The organism is Brevundimonas sp. (genome assembly GCF_035935935.1).
Classification (GTDB): Bacteria; Pseudomonadota; Alphaproteobacteria; order Caulobacterales; family Caulobacteraceae; genus Brevundimonas.
On the sequence record NZ_DASYWO010000001.1, the window covers coordinates 76,155 to 89,357 of the forward strand.

16 protein-coding genes, 1 tRNA gene and 1 pseudogene are annotated in these 13,203 nt (G+C 69.4%); 4 read left to right on the plus strand and 14 right to left on the minus strand.

From position 1 onward, the window contains the following. Positions 1-251 precede the first annotated feature (251 nt). Together VGR32_RS00370 and VGR32_RS00375 are read left to right on the plus strand one after the other, a co-directional pair. The gene (locus VGR32_RS00370; protein WP_327446907.1) at positions 252-1,580 is read left to right on the plus strand and encodes a D-alanyl-D-alanine carboxypeptidase family protein; all 1,329 of its coding nucleotides are present in this window, start codon (positions 252-254) and stop codon (positions 1,578-1,580) included. 78 nt (positions 1,581-1,658) lie between these two features. After that, on the plus strand, positions 1,659-3,617 hold the full coding sequence (locus tag VGR32_RS00375; protein ID WP_327446909.1) for a peptidase M61: 1,959 nt from the start codon (positions 1,659-1,661) through the stop codon (positions 3,615-3,617). A gap of 1 nt (position 3,618) precedes the next feature. Here VGR32_RS00375 and VGR32_RS00380 read toward each other — a convergent pair whose 3' ends face one another. The 11 genes from VGR32_RS00380 to VGR32_RS00430 form a co-directional block, all read right to left on the minus strand. Next, a complete protein-coding gene (locus tag VGR32_RS00380) occupies positions 3,619-4,002 on the minus strand; it encodes a hypothetical protein (RefSeq protein ID WP_327446911.1) in 384 nt (127 codons plus the stop codon). Between the two features lie 106 nt (positions 4,003-4,108). After that, the gene (gene rplL, locus VGR32_RS00385; protein WP_327446913.1) at positions 4,109-4,498 is read right to left on the minus strand and encodes a 50S ribosomal protein L7/L12; all 390 of its coding nucleotides are present in this window, start codon (positions 4,496-4,498) and stop codon (positions 4,109-4,111) included. A 57-nt stretch (positions 4,499-4,555) separates the two neighbouring features. Beyond that, the gene (gene rplJ / locus VGR32_RS00390; RefSeq protein ID WP_327446915.1) at positions 4,556-5,071 is read right to left on the minus strand and encodes a 50S ribosomal protein L10; all 516 of its coding nucleotides are present in this window, start codon (positions 5,069-5,071) and stop codon (positions 4,556-4,558) included. Between the two features lie 304 nt (positions 5,072-5,375). Beyond that, positions 5,376-5,897, minus strand: coding sequence for a DUF2059 domain-containing protein (locus VGR32_RS00395; RefSeq protein ID WP_327446917.1), 522 nt, complete (start codon positions 5,895-5,897; stop codon positions 5,376-5,378). A 127-nt stretch (positions 5,898-6,024) separates the two neighbouring features. After that, on the minus strand, positions 6,025-6,714 hold the full coding sequence (rplA, locus tag VGR32_RS00400) for a 50S ribosomal protein L1 (protein WP_327446919.1): 690 nt from the start codon (positions 6,712-6,714) through the stop codon (positions 6,025-6,027). Positions 6,715-6,718: 4 nt separating this feature from the next. Beyond that, a complete protein-coding gene (gene rplK / locus VGR32_RS00405; RefSeq protein ID WP_125257438.1) occupies positions 6,719-7,150 on the minus strand; it encodes a 50S ribosomal protein L11 in 432 nt (143 codons plus the stop codon). A 183-nt stretch (positions 7,151-7,333) separates the two neighbouring features. After that, on the minus strand, positions 7,334-7,909 hold the full coding sequence (nusG, locus tag VGR32_RS00410) for a transcription termination/antitermination protein NusG (protein ID WP_327446921.1): 576 nt from the start codon (positions 7,907-7,909) through the stop codon (positions 7,334-7,336). A 15-nt stretch (positions 7,910-7,924) separates the two neighbouring features. Beyond that, a complete protein-coding gene (gene secE / locus VGR32_RS00415; protein ID WP_327446923.1) occupies positions 7,925-8,230 on the minus strand; it encodes a preprotein translocase subunit SecE in 306 nt (101 codons plus the stop codon). Between the two features lie 76 nt (positions 8,231-8,306). Further along, a tRNA-Trp gene (locus tag VGR32_RS00420) sits at positions 8,307-8,382 on the minus strand. A gap of 106 nt (positions 8,383-8,488) precedes the next feature. Then, complete coding sequence (locus tag VGR32_RS00425; RefSeq protein WP_327446925.1) at positions 8,489-9,820, minus strand: hemolysin family protein; 1,332 nt, start codon at positions 9,818-9,820, stop codon at positions 8,489-8,491. Positions 9,821-9,917: 97 nt separating this feature from the next. Continuing rightward, positions 9,918-10,052, minus strand: a complete 135-nt coding sequence (locus VGR32_RS00430) for a hypothetical protein (RefSeq protein WP_327446927.1) — start codon at positions 10,050-10,052, stop codon at positions 9,918-9,920. A gap of 147 nt (positions 10,053-10,199) precedes the next feature. On the opposite strand from VGR32_RS00430, the gene VGR32_RS00435 reads away from it, so the two are divergent. Continuing rightward, on the plus strand, positions 10,200-11,240 hold the full coding sequence (locus VGR32_RS00435) for a L,D-transpeptidase family protein (protein ID WP_327446928.1): 1,041 nt from the start codon (positions 10,200-10,202) through the stop codon (positions 11,238-11,240). Here VGR32_RS00435 and VGR32_RS00440 read toward each other — a convergent pair. Both VGR32_RS00440 and VGR32_RS00445 read right to left on the minus strand, forming a co-directional pair. Continuing rightward, on the minus strand, positions 11,237-11,446 hold the full coding sequence (locus VGR32_RS00440; protein WP_327446930.1) for a hypothetical protein: 210 nt from the start codon (positions 11,444-11,446) through the stop codon (positions 11,237-11,239). The genes VGR32_RS00435 and VGR32_RS00440 overlap by 4 nt on opposite strands. 118 nt (positions 11,447-11,564) lie before the next feature. After that, on the minus strand, positions 11,565-11,915 hold the full coding sequence (locus VGR32_RS00445; RefSeq protein WP_327446932.1) for a glycine zipper 2TM domain-containing protein: 351 nt from the start codon (positions 11,913-11,915) through the stop codon (positions 11,565-11,567). 101 nt (positions 11,916-12,016) lie between these two features. Between VGR32_RS00445 and VGR32_RS00450 the strand changes: the two genes are divergently transcribed. After that, positions 12,017-12,973 carry an alpha/beta hydrolase gene (locus VGR32_RS00450; protein WP_327446934.1) on the plus strand — a complete coding sequence of 319 codons (957 nt, stop codon included), beginning with the start codon at positions 12,017-12,019 and terminating at the stop codon, positions 12,971-12,973. A 70-nt stretch (positions 12,974-13,043) separates the two neighbouring features. Here VGR32_RS00450 and tuf read toward each other — a convergent pair. Beyond that, positions 13,044-13,203, minus strand: a pseudogene (gene tuf / locus VGR32_RS00455) (elongation factor Tu); the annotation flags it as partial.

A 13,203-nucleotide genomic window follows, 5' to 3' on the forward strand; every position in this document is an offset into this window, starting at 1 on the left:
TGAACGGCGGGTGCGGCGTTGATCGCCGCTGATGAGGTTTCGAACGGGACGGTCCCGCTCGCGGGGCTCATATGGTGCACCTGCGAACAAAGGTCAAGCCGATATTGTGCAGTGCACAATCGCCTGATCGCCGATGCCGTTCAATTCTGCGTTGACGCGGCGTTAACGACCGCGAAACTGGCCCGGACCATGTTAGGCCTCACGTGGCCGGGGGGCGTCCGGGCGACCGGAAGCACTGAAGTGAGTTTGCGATGGCTTTGATCCTGCGTCGGACGCTGGCGGTCTTCTCCATTCTGCTGACCCTGTCGCTGACGGCCGCGCCGGCCGCGACGCCGGTCGTCGCCCAGGAAAACCTGCGCTACGCCGCCATCGTGATCGACGCCGAGTCCGGCGAGGTCATGTTCGCCCGGCACGCCGACGCCCGGCGCTATCCCGCATCCATCACCAAGGTGATGACCCTGTACCTCGTGTTCGAGGCGCTGGAGCAAGGCAAAATCAAGCTGGACGACGTCATCCGCGTGTCGGCGCACGCCGCCAGCCAGCCGCCGTCGAAGCTGGGGCTTGCCGCCGGCCAGACCATCACGGTTCAGGACGCGATTCACGCCACGGCCATTCGCTCGGCCAACGACATGGCTGTGGCGCTGGCCGAGCACGTCGCCGGCTCGGAATCGCGATTTACGGCCATGATGACGCTGAAGGCCGAGGAGCTGGGGATGACCCAGACCCGCTACGTCAACGCCAACGGCCTGCCGGACAGCCGCCAACTGACGAGCGCGCGCGACCTGGCCGTCCTGTGTCGGGCGCTGTTGCGCGACTTCCCGCAGCACTACCGGTACTTCGGGGTGAACAGCTGGTTCTACGGCGGGCGGGAGTACCGAAACACCAACGGCCTGCTGTCGACGGGTCAGGGCTACGACGGCATCAAGACGGGCTTCACCAACGCCTCCGGCTACAATCTCGCGGCCTCGGCCGTGCGCGACGGACGCCGGATCATCACCATCGTGCTGGGCGGCCGCTCGACGGCGTCGCGCAACGAGCACGTCGCCTCGCTGATGAGCACGGGGTTCGAGGTCGCCGCCCGGCGTCGCGGGGGCGAGCGGATCGAGGTGGCCCAGACCTTCTTCGAGCAACGCGGTTTCGGCATCGGGCCGGAGACCACCGAAGGCGGCGTCCTGTACGCCGCCCTGCCCGGAGACGCCGCGGCCGGCAGCCGTGCGGATCCGGAAGATTCGGACGTCCGGCTGGTGTCCGCCCCGGCGCCGCGGACGGACCGCACCGGCGAGCTGAACCGCCAGCCGACCGCGCCCGCGCCCTCGACCCGCCGCTCGACCCCACCCGTGCCAGCGGGCCTGTGGTCCGTGCAGGTGGGCGCCTTCCGCGACGAGACGGTCGCGCGTGATTGGCTGAACGAGGTCGATCGCCGCTTCCGGGCCCAGTTCCGCGGCGCCGACCGCCGGGTGGTGAACGCGTCCGGCTGGTTCCGTTCGCGCTTCACCGGCATGACGGAGGACGCCGCGCGCGCCGCCTGTGCCGCGCTGGACGCCCGCAACGTCACCTGTCAGGTCGTGCGGCCGGACTGACGCCGGTCACGCTTGACGCTCCGGACGGGCGCGGTGAAGGTCGCCGCCCTGCCCGTTCCAGTCCGCAAGAGTGATCCTATGACGCGCGTCCGCTCCCACGCCCGCATGGCCGCAGCCTGCGCCGCCGCCCTGCTGACCGCCTGCACGGCCGGCGCCGCCTGGGCGCAGGCCGGTGTCCAGAGCCTGCCGCGCGACGTACCGCCGATCCCGGCGCCGACGGCGGACGCTTTCCCGGGTGTGATCCGTCACGAAGTCGACGCCACGGATCTGGATCGGCGGATCGTGTGGGTGAAGCAGACGATACCCGTCCCCGCCGCGGGACCGATGACCCTGCTGTATCCGAAGTTCCTGCCGGGCAACCATGCGCCGACCGGCCCGATCCAGCTGGTCGGCGGGCTGACGGTGACGGGGAACGGGCGGCGCATCGAGTGGCTTCGCGACACCCTGGATCCCTACGCCTTCCACGTCGACGTCCCGGCCGGCGTCCGCGAGATCGAGGTGGCGTTCCAGTGGCTGACCCAGCCCGACAACGCCACGTGGCGCGTCGTCATGACCCCCGACGTCTCGAACCTGCAGTTCGAGAAGGCGATCCTGTATCCGGCAGGGTATCGCCATTCCGGCGTCATGGTGCAGACCACGGTCAAGCTGCCGGACGGCTGGAACTACGGCACAGCGCTGGACACCCGATCGTTCGAGGACGGCGTCGCCGTGTTCGAACCGATCGACCTGGAGATGCTGGCCGACAGCCCGATGTTCGCCGGTCGTCACCACCGCGTCGAGGATCTGGACCCGGGCGGCCGTTCGCCGGTGCGCCTGCACATCGTGGGCGACACGGCGCAGGCGATCGCGATCACGGACGAGCAGCTGGCGGGCTTCCGCGGCATGGTGCGGCAGGCGGACCTGCTGTTCGGCTCGCGCCACTACGACCGCTACGACTTCCTGCTGGCCAACTCCAACCAGCTGGGCGGCATCGGTCTGGAGCACCACCGCTCCAGCGAGAACGCCGTGCCGGCCGATTTCTTCCAGAACTGGACCGCCTATCACGGCGCCCGGACCCTGCTGCCGCACGAATACGTGCACAGCTGGAACGGCAAGTTCCGCCGCCCCGCCGACCAGATCACGCCGAACCTGAACACGCCGGTCCAGAACACCCTGCTGTGGGTCTATGAGGGGCAGACGGAATACTGGGGCGAGGTGCTGGCGACGCGCGCGGGTCTGGTCACGCCCGAAGAGACGATCGCCAACCTCGCCGGGCTGGCCGCCTTCTACGACGCGCAGGCCGGGCGGGGATGGCGCCCGCTGCAGGACACGACAAACCACAACCTGCTGGGTTATCGCACGACCAACCCGTGGGGCTCGTGGATGCGCGGCACCGGCGACTATTACCGGGAGTCGCTGCTGATCTGGCTGGACGTGGACACGAAGATCCGCGAGCTGACCGGCGATCGGCGATCGCTGGACGACTTCGCCAAGGGCTTCTTCGGGATCCAGGACGGGGTCTGGGAAGCGACCCCCTACACCTTCAACGGTCTGGTCTCGGCGCTGAATGACGTGGCTCCCCATGACTGGGCGGCCTTTCTGCGCCAGCGGCTGGACGCGGCCGGGCCCGAGGCCGAGGCGCCGCTCGACGGGCTGGCGCGCGCCGGATGGCGACTGGTCTGGAGCGAGGCGCCGACGGAAGTCGAGAGCTACGTCAACGGCTCGGGCGACGGAGACTTCCAGTACTCGCTGGGCTTCAACCTGTCCGGCGCGCGGATCACCGGCGTCCAGTGGGGCGGACCGGCGTGGGAGGCCGGCATCGGGGCCGGCTGGACCTTGGTCAGCGTCAACGGCCAGCCCGGCAACGCCGCCAATCTGGCGGCCGCCGTCACGGCGTCGAAGGGCAACAGCCAGCCCATCGGCGTGGTGATCCGCAACGGCCAGCGCGAACGGACCGTGCAGTTCGATTATCACGACGGCCTGCGATACCCGCGGCTGGAGCGCATTCCGGGCACGCGCGACAGGCTGACGGAGATTCTGGCGCCGCGGACGAACTGAGCTATTTCGCCCAGCACTCGCGCGGCATCGGCGTGGACTCCAGCTCGGCGTAGCGCGTCGAGCAGGTGGTCTCGACCGCATCGGGATCCAGAGCTTCCAGCTCGGCGCGCAGGGCGACCAGGTCGGCGATCAGCTTCTGGTCGTCCGGCAGGCCCTCCGGCGTCTTGTGCAGGCACCGGCTCATGTCGAACAGGATCACCGCCATCGATCTGCACTGCAGCGGCAGGCCGTCCAGCACCTGGATGGCCTTGGCCGAGGTCATGGGCGGCGTCGGCAGGGGCGCCCGCTCCGGAACCTCGACGGTCGCCGGATCCGGCGTTTCCACGCCCTGATCACAGGACGCGACGGACAGCAGCACGGCGGCCGCGAGCACGGTTCTGATCATCTGAAAGCCTCCCGCCGGGAGGCTACGCACGCGGAGGGCGCCGCGCAAACGAAACGGGCCGGGGATCGCTCCCCGGCCCGTCCGCATCTTTGCAAGAAGTCAGATCTTACTTGATCTGGACCTTGGCGCCGGCCTCGGTCAGCTTCTTGGCGATTTCGTCGGCCTGCTGCTTCGAGACGTTCTCGACGACGTTCTGCGGAGCGCCTTCGACCAGGTCCTTGGCTTCCTTCAGACCGAGGTCCGAACGGACGCCGCGGACTTCCTTGATCACGTTGATCTTCTTGTCGCCGCCGTCGACCAGGACGACGGTGAACTCGGTTTGCTCTTCAGCGGCTTCGGCAGGAGCGGCGCCGGCGCCGCCGCCGGCCGGCATGGCCATGGCGACCGGAGCGGCGGCGGAGACGCCCCACTTTTCTTCCAGCAGCTTGGACAGCTCGGCGGCTTCCAGCACGGTCAGGGCGGACAGGTCTTCGACGATTTTGGCGAGATCGGCCATTTTTTCAGTTCCTTCGGAGGATTTTGGTTTGAGGAGATGCGGAGATGGAGGTGCGGCTTACGCCGCGTCCTTGGTGGCGTAGGCGTTGAACACCCGGGCCAGCTGGCCGGCCGGGGCCTGGACGACGCCGGCGATCTTGGTCGCGGGAGCGTTCAGCAGACCCAGCAGCGAGGCGCGGATCTGGTCCAGCGACGGCAGCTTGGACAGGGTTTCGACACCCTTGGCGTCCAGCACCTTGTCGCCCATGAACCCGCCCTGGACGACGAACTTGTCGTTGCCCTTGGCGAACTCGGCGGTCACCTTGGCGGCCGTCACCGGGTCGTTGGCGTAGGCGATGCCCACCGGGCCCTTGAACAGGGGGTGGTAGTCGCTGCCCTCTTCGGCTTCGAGCGCCTTCAGCGCCAGGCGGTTCTTGACCACCTTGAACGCGCCGCCGGCGGTACGCAGCCGGCCACGCAGGTCTTCCATTTCCGCAACGGTCAGACCCAGGTTGTGGGTCACGACCACGGCGCCGGCGTCGGCGAAGACGCCCTTCAGCGTCTCGATCGACTCGGCCTTTTGTGCGCGGTCCATTGCGGTCTCCAGTCTTGGTGTCGCCGCCGGGGTCATTCCCGACGGCAAGATGGCCAAAGCGCCGCGCGTCGCCGCGAGACGTTCAGGCCGGTAGCGATGTCCGAAGGAAGCTCACGCCCTCTTCGCGCGAAGCGAAGGGGATCGTCTGCGACCCATCTCCCCACGGCGCCGGAGGGCTCCCCGACATTTACGGCGTGGGTGGCCCCCACGCCCCGAAGTTCTCGGACAGGACCGTCACGGGCGGACCCGTCACGGCAAGGCGCGCTCCATACACAGCGGCGCGCCGGAACTCAAGACCGGGCCGTCATTTCGACGAAGGCGCGTCGCTGGGCCACGGTTCAAGGTCGCCCAGATCCTCGCAGCCGAAGGCGGCGCAGTACTTGGTCTCGATCTCGACGCCCATGGCCTCGGCCGCCTGCATGAGGTCCGCGTCCATCTCGGCCTGCAGCATGATCTGCTTGCGGGCCAGGGAACGGCCGAGGGGCGAGCTGTAGAAGGCGATGCCCGCGTTCAGCTCATCGTCCGTCATGCTGGCCGCGTAGCGCGGGGCCATGACGTCGATCAGCCTGTCCATGAAGGTGTCGAAGAACACCGGCATGTTGCTGCGGTACCAGCCCCGTTGTTCGGGCGTCAGGCCGCCGTCCGACGCCAGCTGCTGCTCGATCACGCTTTCGATCATGGGCCGCAGGTCGTCGCCCAGCGACAGCCTGATGTAGCGCTCGGCCAGTTCGGTCCGGCGTTCCAGGCCCCGGTCCTGCGCGGCGGCTGGACCGGACAGGATCAGCGTGGCCGCAAGGACCGCGGCGAGCATGGTCAGAAATCGCATGACGTGTTCCCCCTGCGGCGACCATCGCCGGACACGCGCCGGGCCGCAAGCCGGCGCGCCGGCCCGGACACGAAAACGGCGGCTCCTGTCGGAGCCGCCGTTTCCGCGTGCAGGTCGAAGCGACCGATCAGGCGCCCAGCGAGGCCGGGTCCACCTTGAAGCCCGGGCCCATGGTGGACGACAGGCTGATCTTCTTGACGTAGGTGCCCTTGGCGCCCGACGGCTTGGCCTTGACCAGCGCGTCGACGATCGCCTTGACGTTGGCTTCCAGCGCGGCCTGGTCGAACGAGGCCTTGCCGATGCCGGCGTGCACGATGCCCGCCTTCTCGACGCGGAACTCCACGGCGCCGCCCTTGGCGTCCTTGACCGCCTGGCCGACGTTCGGGGTCACGGTGCCGACCTTGGGGTTGGGCATCAGGCCGCGGGGGCCCAGCACCTTGCCGAGACGGCCGACCAGACCCATCAGGTCCGGCGTGGCGATCACACGGTCGAAGTCCATGAAGCCGCCGTTGATCTTCTCGAACAGATCCTCGGCGCCCACGACGTCGGCGCCGGCCGCGGTGGCCTCGGCGGCCTTGGCGTCCTTGGCGAAGACGGCGACGCGGACGTCGCGGCCCGTGCCCGACGGCAGGTTGACCACGCCGCGGACCTGCTGGTCGGCGTGACGCGGGTCGACGCCCAGGTTGACGGCGATCTCGATCGACTCGTCGAACTTGGCCTTGGCGTTGTCCTTCACCGCCTTGATGGCGTCGGCGTAGGCCATCGGCGTCTCACGATCGCCGGTCCAGGCCTGGATGCGCTTGGCTTGCTTGGCCATGTGATCAGCCCTCCACCACGTTCAGGCCCATCGCGCGGGCCGAGCCTTCGATGATCTTGGTCGCCTGATCGAGATCGTTGGCGTTCAGATCCTTCATCTTCTTCTCGGCGATCTCACGCAGCTGGCTGCGCTTGATCTTGCCGGCGGTCTCGCGGCCGGTCTTGGCCGAGCCCGACTTCAGGCCGGTGGCCTGCTTCAGGTACCAGGTCGCCGGCGGCGTCTTGGTGATGAAGGTGAAGCTCTTGTCCTGGTAGACGGTGATGACGGTCGGCAGGGGCGTGCCCTTGCCTTCCTTCTCGGTCCGCGCGTTGAACTCCTTGCAGAAGCCCATGATGTTAACGCCGCGCTGACCCAGGGCCGGGCCAATCGGCGGCGACGGGGTCGCGGAGCCGGCGGGCACCTGCAGCTTGATGTAGCCGAGAATCTTCTTGGCCATTGGTCTCTCCTATGCAGCGGGGAACTCAATCCCCACGGATGAGCCGTGGTGCGGCATGGCTGCCTTCCACGGATTTGCCTCACGGCCGGGACCGCGAGGAGGCGGGCGTGTACCAGAGGCGCCCCTTGAAAGCAAACGGCCGCCCCGAAGGCCGGCCGCAGCTGAAGTCTTCAGGCGGGGCGATCAGCCCGAGACCTTCTCCACCTGACCGTATTCCAGGTCGACCGGGGTCGGGCGGCCGAAGATGGACACCGCCACGCGCAGGCGGGCGTTGTCCTCGTCGACGCTCTCGACCTGGCCGTCGAAGCTGGCGAAGGGGCCGTCGACGACCTTGACCGTCTCCCCGATGTCGAAGCGGATGGTGGGCTTCGGGCGCTCGACGCCCTCTTCCACCTGGCCGATGATGTTCTTCACCTCACGCTCGGAGACCGGCAGCGGCTTGGTGCCGCCCGCGGCGCCCAGGAAGCCGGTCACCTTCGGCGTGTTCTTGACCAGGTGGTAGGCGTCGTCGGTCATCTCCATCTTCACCAGCACATAGCCGGGGAAGAATTTCCGCTCAGAGTTCACCTTGCGGCCGCGGCGCACCTCCACGACGTCCTCAGTCGGGACGAGGATCTCGGAGAAGTTCTCGGCCAGTCCCTGACGCGCGGCCTGCTCGCGCAATTGCTCGGCGACCTTCTTCTCGAAGTTCGAGTAGGCGTGGACGATGTACCACTTGTGCCGCGGATTGGCGGCGGATTCGGGGGCGACGTCGGTCATCTTCTGATCTTCTTCTTAGGAACCGATGGCCAGCAGCCGGTTGACGATGAAGCCGAGTCCGAAATCCACGCCCCAGAAGAAGGCTGCGGCGATCACCACCATGATGAAGACCATCACCGAGGTGATCCACGTCTCCTTGCGGGACGGCCACACGATCTTGCGCCCTTCGGCGCGGACCTGGCTGAAGAACTGGACGGGCGAGGTGCGGACCTTGGGCGTCGCCGGCTCGACCGTCACGGTCGCGGCGGACGCGCCGGCCGAGGCCTTGGCGCCGGCGGCGGGGTTGCCCGTGCGGCGACCGGGGAACTTGGGCTTGGCCATCTCTGGTGCAGTCTTTCTCGAACGCTGGATCCTGTCCCCGCAGATGGGGTGGCCCAGGCTGCGGGAACAGGGGGAATGGCAGGAGTTGGGGGACTCGAACCCACGACCCCCGGTTTTGGAGACCGGTGCTCTACCAGCTGAGCTAAACTCCTAGACAAATCGCGCCGTCCCGACGGATCGGGTGCGGTCTTCGCCAGACGCGGGGCTATGCCCGACCCCGCCCGTCATTTCAAGGGCGAAGGGCGGCCGCCGACGACGTCATTCCTGATGCGCCGCCACCGCCGACGCCTCGTCCTCGGGCTTCACGACCTGGCGGAACAGCAGCTTGTCGATTCGGCGGTCGTCCATGTCGATGACCTCGACCTCGAAACGGCCCAGCTGCAGGACCTCGCCCTCGTCCGGCACCCGCGACAGCTGATGCAGGACCAGTCCGGCCACAGTGTGGAAACCCTCCGCCTCGCCGAAGTCCTCGCCCAGCTCGTCGGCCAGCTCCTCGAGATCCGTCTGGCCGTCGACCAGCCAGGTGCCGTCCTCACGCTGACGGATCGTCGCATCGTCCTCGTCGTGCCCCTCGTCGAAGTCGCCGGCGATCATCTCCAGCAGGTCCGTGGCCGTCACCACGCCCTCGAACGCGCCGAACTCGTCAACCAGGAAGGCCATGTGGACCTTGGACGACTTCATGATCTCCAGCGCCTTCAGCACGCTGGTCGACTGCGGGATGAAGGCCGGGGTCTGGACCAGGGTCTCGACGTTGAACTCGCCGTTGTCGAGCAGGCTGTCGAGCAGGTCCTTCTTGTGAACGACGCCGAGGGGGTTATCGACGTCGTTCTCCCGCGCCACCACGATGCGGGAATAGGGGCAGGTGCGGATCTCCTCGCGCAGCTGTTCCTCGCTGTCGTCCAGGGCGATCCAGAACACCTCATGCCGCGGGGTCATGGCCACGCGGATCGGCCGGTCGCCCAGGGTCAGGATCTCCTCGATCATCTCCTGCTCCTCCGGCTCGATCAGGCCGGCGGAGGCGCCTTCGGCGATCATGGTCTCGACCTCTTCCTGCGTGACCTCGGAGCCGTCGCGGTCCTTGACGCCCATGAGCTTGAGGATGCCGGAGGTCGACGCGGTCAGCAGGGCCACGAAGGGATGCAGGACGATGGCCAGGGTCGAGATCGGCGCCGCCATCTTGGCCGCGATCGATTCCGGAAAGATCAGCGCCAGGCGCTTGGGCACCAGCTCGCCGACGATCAGCGACACGTAGGTGATCAGGATGACCACCACGGCGGTGGAGGCGATCTCGGACCAGGCCGCGGCCGCCGGGAAGGCCGCCTCGATCATGCGGTTCAGCTCGCCCGCGATCGCGGCCTGACCGTAGGCGCCGGCCAGGATGCCGATCAGGGTGATCCCGACCTGCACCGCCGACAGGAAGTGGGTGGGCTCCTCGGACAGCTTCAGCGCCGCGCGGGCGCCCCGGTCGCCCTTCTCGGCCCGGCTCTGCAGCTTGGATTTGCGGGAAGACACGACCGCCAGCTCGGTCATGGCGAACAGGCCGTTGAGCACCACGAGGAGCAGAACGACGACGATGGCGACGGCTAACATCTAGGGGGAGGAACCCGACGCGGCGCGACGGTCGGCGTCCGCAGGCGCGATGATAGGGGCGAAAGGCGCGGCGCGCCACGGATTCGTGCGGACGGCCTCAGTCGCGGTCCGAACGCCCGGCGTCGACCCCGCCGTACCAGCCGCCCTGCCCGCTGGCGGCAGGCGCCATGGCGCAGGCGCTGGCCCCGATCAGGGTGCCGATGAACAGGCCGAGGCGAAGCGCCTTCATCATGGTTGACGAATTCCTAACGTGCCGACGGCGAACGTCTCCCGCGGTTCCACGGTTCCGCGCAACCGCACACGCCCGGCGACACGCGGCTTAACCGCGTCCGTCGCCCCACGGGGGAACGACGGGGGGCCCGGGCGGGTTAGGTGCCCCATGTCCCGTCTCGCGTACGCCGCTTCCGCCCTCGCCCTTCTGCTCCCACTCGCCGCCTGCGGCGCCCCGGACCCCGACCAGCCCCCGCCTCCCGCGGCGACCCCGCCGACGGCGCCGGCTTCCGCCTCGCTGGACGTCGCCGCCATCGAGCGGGCCGTGCCTTCGGAAGCGGGCTGGACCGCGCCGGCGGCCGGTCAGGAGTCGCGGCCCGACCCCGCGTTGATCCGGGTCCAGATACTGCTGGACCGCTCGGCCTTCTCCCCCGGGGTCATCGACGGACTGCCCGGCGACAACACGCGGCGGGCGGTGGCGGCCTGGCGGCAGGCCAACGGCATGAGCGGCGACGTCGTGGACGCGGACATGGTCGAGGCCCTGTCCCGCGCCCACGGCGGGCCCGTGCTGCGCCGCGTCGTCCTGACCGAGGCCGACGTGGCGGGCCCCTTCGATCCGCCGGCGTCCGACGACCTGTCGGAAACGGCGCGCAACGGCGTCGGCTTCACGAGCGCCCGCGAGCGGCTGGCCGAGCGCTTCCACCTGACCGAAGGTCTGTTGCAGGCGCTGAACCCGGGCGTCGACTTCCGCCGGGCCGGCGTCGGGGTCGTCGTGCCGGCCGTCGACGACTCGTCCCTGCCGCAGGTCGCGCGGATCGTCGTCGACAAGGCCGAGACCTCGCTGCGCGCCTTCGACGCGGACGGGCGACTGGTGGCCTTCTACCCGGCCACCATCGGCTCCGCCGAGCGGCCCGCGCCTTCCGGAACGCTGAGGGTTCTCGGCGTGGCCCCCGAGCCCGACTACACCTACGACCCGGCCAGGCTCAGCTATGACCGGGGCGATCGCAAGGTGGTGGTGCGGGCGGGCCCGAACAATCCGGTCGGCACGGTCTGGATCGACCTTTCCGCAGAGAGCTACGGCATCCACGGCACGCCGGACCCCTCGAAGGTGGCCAAGACCGCGTCCAACGGCTGCGTCCGGTTGACGAACTGGGACGCGGAGCAGTTGGCGGCCGCGGTGAAGCCCGGCGTGACGGTCGAGTTCCGCTAGGGCGCGCCGGCCAAGGCCGCGTACCACGCGGAATAGGGCGTGTTGCGGGCCATGCGGCGATTGTGGTCCGGCGCGCCGTCGTCCCACCAGACGGGGCCGCGCTCGCCCAGGGCCACCTTGGCGTCGTCCACCGCCCGGCCCGCTTCGGCGAGTTTCTTCCGGTCTCCTGCCCGCCGTGCGCGCCCCACCGCGCTGCGGGCCGCCATCAGATCGCGCGTCAGCCGCGCACGCTCGCCAGCAGGAAGCGCCGGGTTCGTCGCGCGCCAGAGGCGGCCGCGGACGACCAGATACCGGCCGTCCGGCGTGACCGGGGGACCTTTCGCCTCAGCGCCGGTAATAGCCGTAGTCGCCCCGACGCGGCACGCGCTCATAGCCGTAGCGGCCGTCGCGATTGTACCCGGCGAAGCCGTAGCCGCAGGGATCGTCGCGTTCCGACAGCTGGTTGCCGATCAGACCGCCGGCGATGGCGCCGATGGCGGCGCCCTCCTCCCGATTGCCCTCGCCCGCGATGGCCGCGCCGGCTATGGCGCCGAGCGCCGCGCCGGACGCCGTCGCGTATTGGCGGTTCTCCTGATAGTCGCGCTCGCACTGGGACGCGTAGTCGTCTCCGGTGGACGCGCAGGCCGCGAGCATGAGGGGCGACAGCAGGGCCAGGCCGGTCAGGACGGTGCGCATGGCGATCTCCACGAAGGTCCGCCGTCTGAACGTCGGGCCCGCGACGCCGTTCCGGGGCTCGAGGGGTTGCGCGCCGCAGAGGAACGCGTCCCACTGCCGCCATGCCCGCTCTGGACCGCCGTCGCCTTCTGCTCGCCGCCGGCCTGACCGCCGCCGCTCCGGGCACGCCCCGCGCCGGAGCGGAGGACGAGCAGTGGCCCCTGTGGCCGCTCGGCGCGCCGGGCCGCGATCAGGTCTCGCTGCGGCCTGAGGTGATCGAGCGCTCGACCGATCCCCGCTGGCATGACCGCATCGCCGTCCAGACGGTCGAACCGCTCCTTACGGTCGTCCGTCCGGAACGGCCGAACGGCGCGTCGCTGCTGCTGATTCCCGGTGGCGGCTATCGCTGGGCCGTGGTGGACAAGGAAGGGCTGGACTGCGCCCGCGTCTTCGCCACGGCCGGCGTCACGTGCTTCGTCCTGCGCTACCGCCTGCCCGGCGACGGCTGGCCGCAGGGGCCCTCGGTGGCCCTTCAGGACGCGCGGCGCGCCCTGCGGCTGATCCGGGCCCGGGCGGGCGGCGCGGGGCTGGATCCGGCTCGGATCGCGGTGCTGGGGGCCTCGGCCGGCGGACACCTGGCGGGGTGCCTCGCCGCTTCGGAGGCCCCCGACCACGAGGCGATCGACGCCGTCGACGAGCAATCCCGGCGGCCCGACCTGAACGTGCTGCTGTATCCGGTCGCCACCCTGAGCGACCCCTTCGCCCATGCGGGCTCGCGGCGACGCCTGCTCGGAGACTCGCCGACGGACGCGGACGTCGGCGCGTGGTCGCTCGAGAGGATGCCTTGGGCCGGGGCCGCGGCGACGGTTCTGGTCCACGCGATCGACGACGCCTCCGTGCCGGTCGAAAACGCTCTGATGCTGCTCGCCGCCCTGCGCGCGGCGTCGGTGAAGGTCGAGGCCCACCTGTTCGAGGAAGGCGGTCACGGCTTCGGCGTCCGCCTGATCGAGGGTCGGCCGGCGCGGGTCTGGCCGGACCTGGTGCTGGCGTTCGGTCGCCGCCACGGCTGGATCGACTGACTGCTCCGGCAGCAGAAAGGCCCCGGGATCGCTCCCGGGGCCTTTCCAGTCTCGGTCCTGTGATCGTCGCTTACGCGATGATCTTGGAGACCACGCCGGCGCCGACGGTGCGGCCGCCTTCGCGGATGGCGAAGCGCAGCTTCTCTTCCATGGCGATCGGGGTGATCAGCTCGACGGTCAGCTCGGCGTTGTCGCCGGGCATGATCATCTCCACGCCTTCCTTCAGGTGC

Excerpts from the sequence above, each read along its gene's own strand:
- VGR32_RS00370 (WP_327446907.1), top strand. The coding sequence starts at position 252 with ATGGCTTTGATCCTGCGTCGGACGCTGGCGGTCTTCTCCATTCTGCTG.
- VGR32_RS00375 (WP_327446909.1), top strand. The coding sequence starts at position 1,659 with ATGACGCGCGTCCGCTCCCACGCCCGCATGGCCGCAGCCTGCGCCGCC.
- VGR32_RS00380 (WP_327446911.1), bottom strand. The coding sequence starts at position 4,002 with ATGATCAGAACCGTGCTCGCGGCCGCCGTGCTGCTGTCCGTCGCGTCC.
- rplL (WP_327446913.1), bottom strand. The coding sequence starts at position 4,498 with ATGGCCGATCTCGCCAAAATCGTCGAAGACCTGTCCGCCCTGACCGTG.
- rplJ (WP_327446915.1), bottom strand. The coding sequence starts at position 5,071 with ATGGACCGCGCACAAAAGGCCGAGTCGATCGAGACGCTGAAGGGCGTC.
- VGR32_RS00395 (WP_327446917.1), bottom strand. The coding sequence starts at position 5,897 with ATGCGATTTCTGACCATGCTCGCCGCGGTCCTTGCGGCCACGCTGATC.
- rplA (WP_327446919.1), bottom strand. The coding sequence starts at position 6,714 with ATGGCCAAGCAAGCCAAGCGCATCCAGGCCTGGACCGGCGATCGTGAG.
- rplK (WP_125257438.1), bottom strand. The coding sequence starts at position 7,150 with ATGGCCAAGAAGATTCTCGGCTACATCAAGCTGCAGGTGCCCGCCGGC.
- nusG (WP_327446921.1), bottom strand. The coding sequence starts at position 7,909 with ATGACCGACGTCGCCCCCGAATCCGCCGCCAATCCGCGGCACAAGTGG.
- secE (WP_327446923.1), bottom strand. The coding sequence starts at position 8,230 with ATGGCCAAGCCCAAGTTCCCCGGTCGCCGCACGGGCAACCCCGCCGCC.
- VGR32_RS00425 (WP_327446925.1), bottom strand. The coding sequence starts at position 9,820 with ATGTTAGCCGTCGCCATCGTCGTCGTTCTGCTCCTCGTGGTGCTCAAC.
- VGR32_RS00430 (WP_327446927.1), bottom strand. The coding sequence starts at position 10,052 with ATGATGAAGGCGCTTCGCCTCGGCCTGTTCATCGGCACCCTGATCGGG.
- VGR32_RS00435 (WP_327446928.1), top strand. The coding sequence starts at position 10,200 with ATGTCCCGTCTCGCGTACGCCGCTTCCGCCCTCGCCCTTCTGCTCCCA.
- VGR32_RS00440 (WP_327446930.1), bottom strand. The coding sequence starts at position 11,446 with ATGGCGGCCCGCAGCGCGGTGGGGCGCGCACGGCGGGCAGGAGACCGG.
- VGR32_RS00445 (WP_327446932.1), bottom strand. The coding sequence starts at position 11,915 with ATGCGCACCGTCCTGACCGGCCTGGCCCTGCTGTCGCCCCTCATGCTC.
- VGR32_RS00450 (WP_327446934.1), top strand. The coding sequence starts at position 12,017 with ATGCCCGCTCTGGACCGCCGTCGCCTTCTGCTCGCCGCCGGCCTGACC.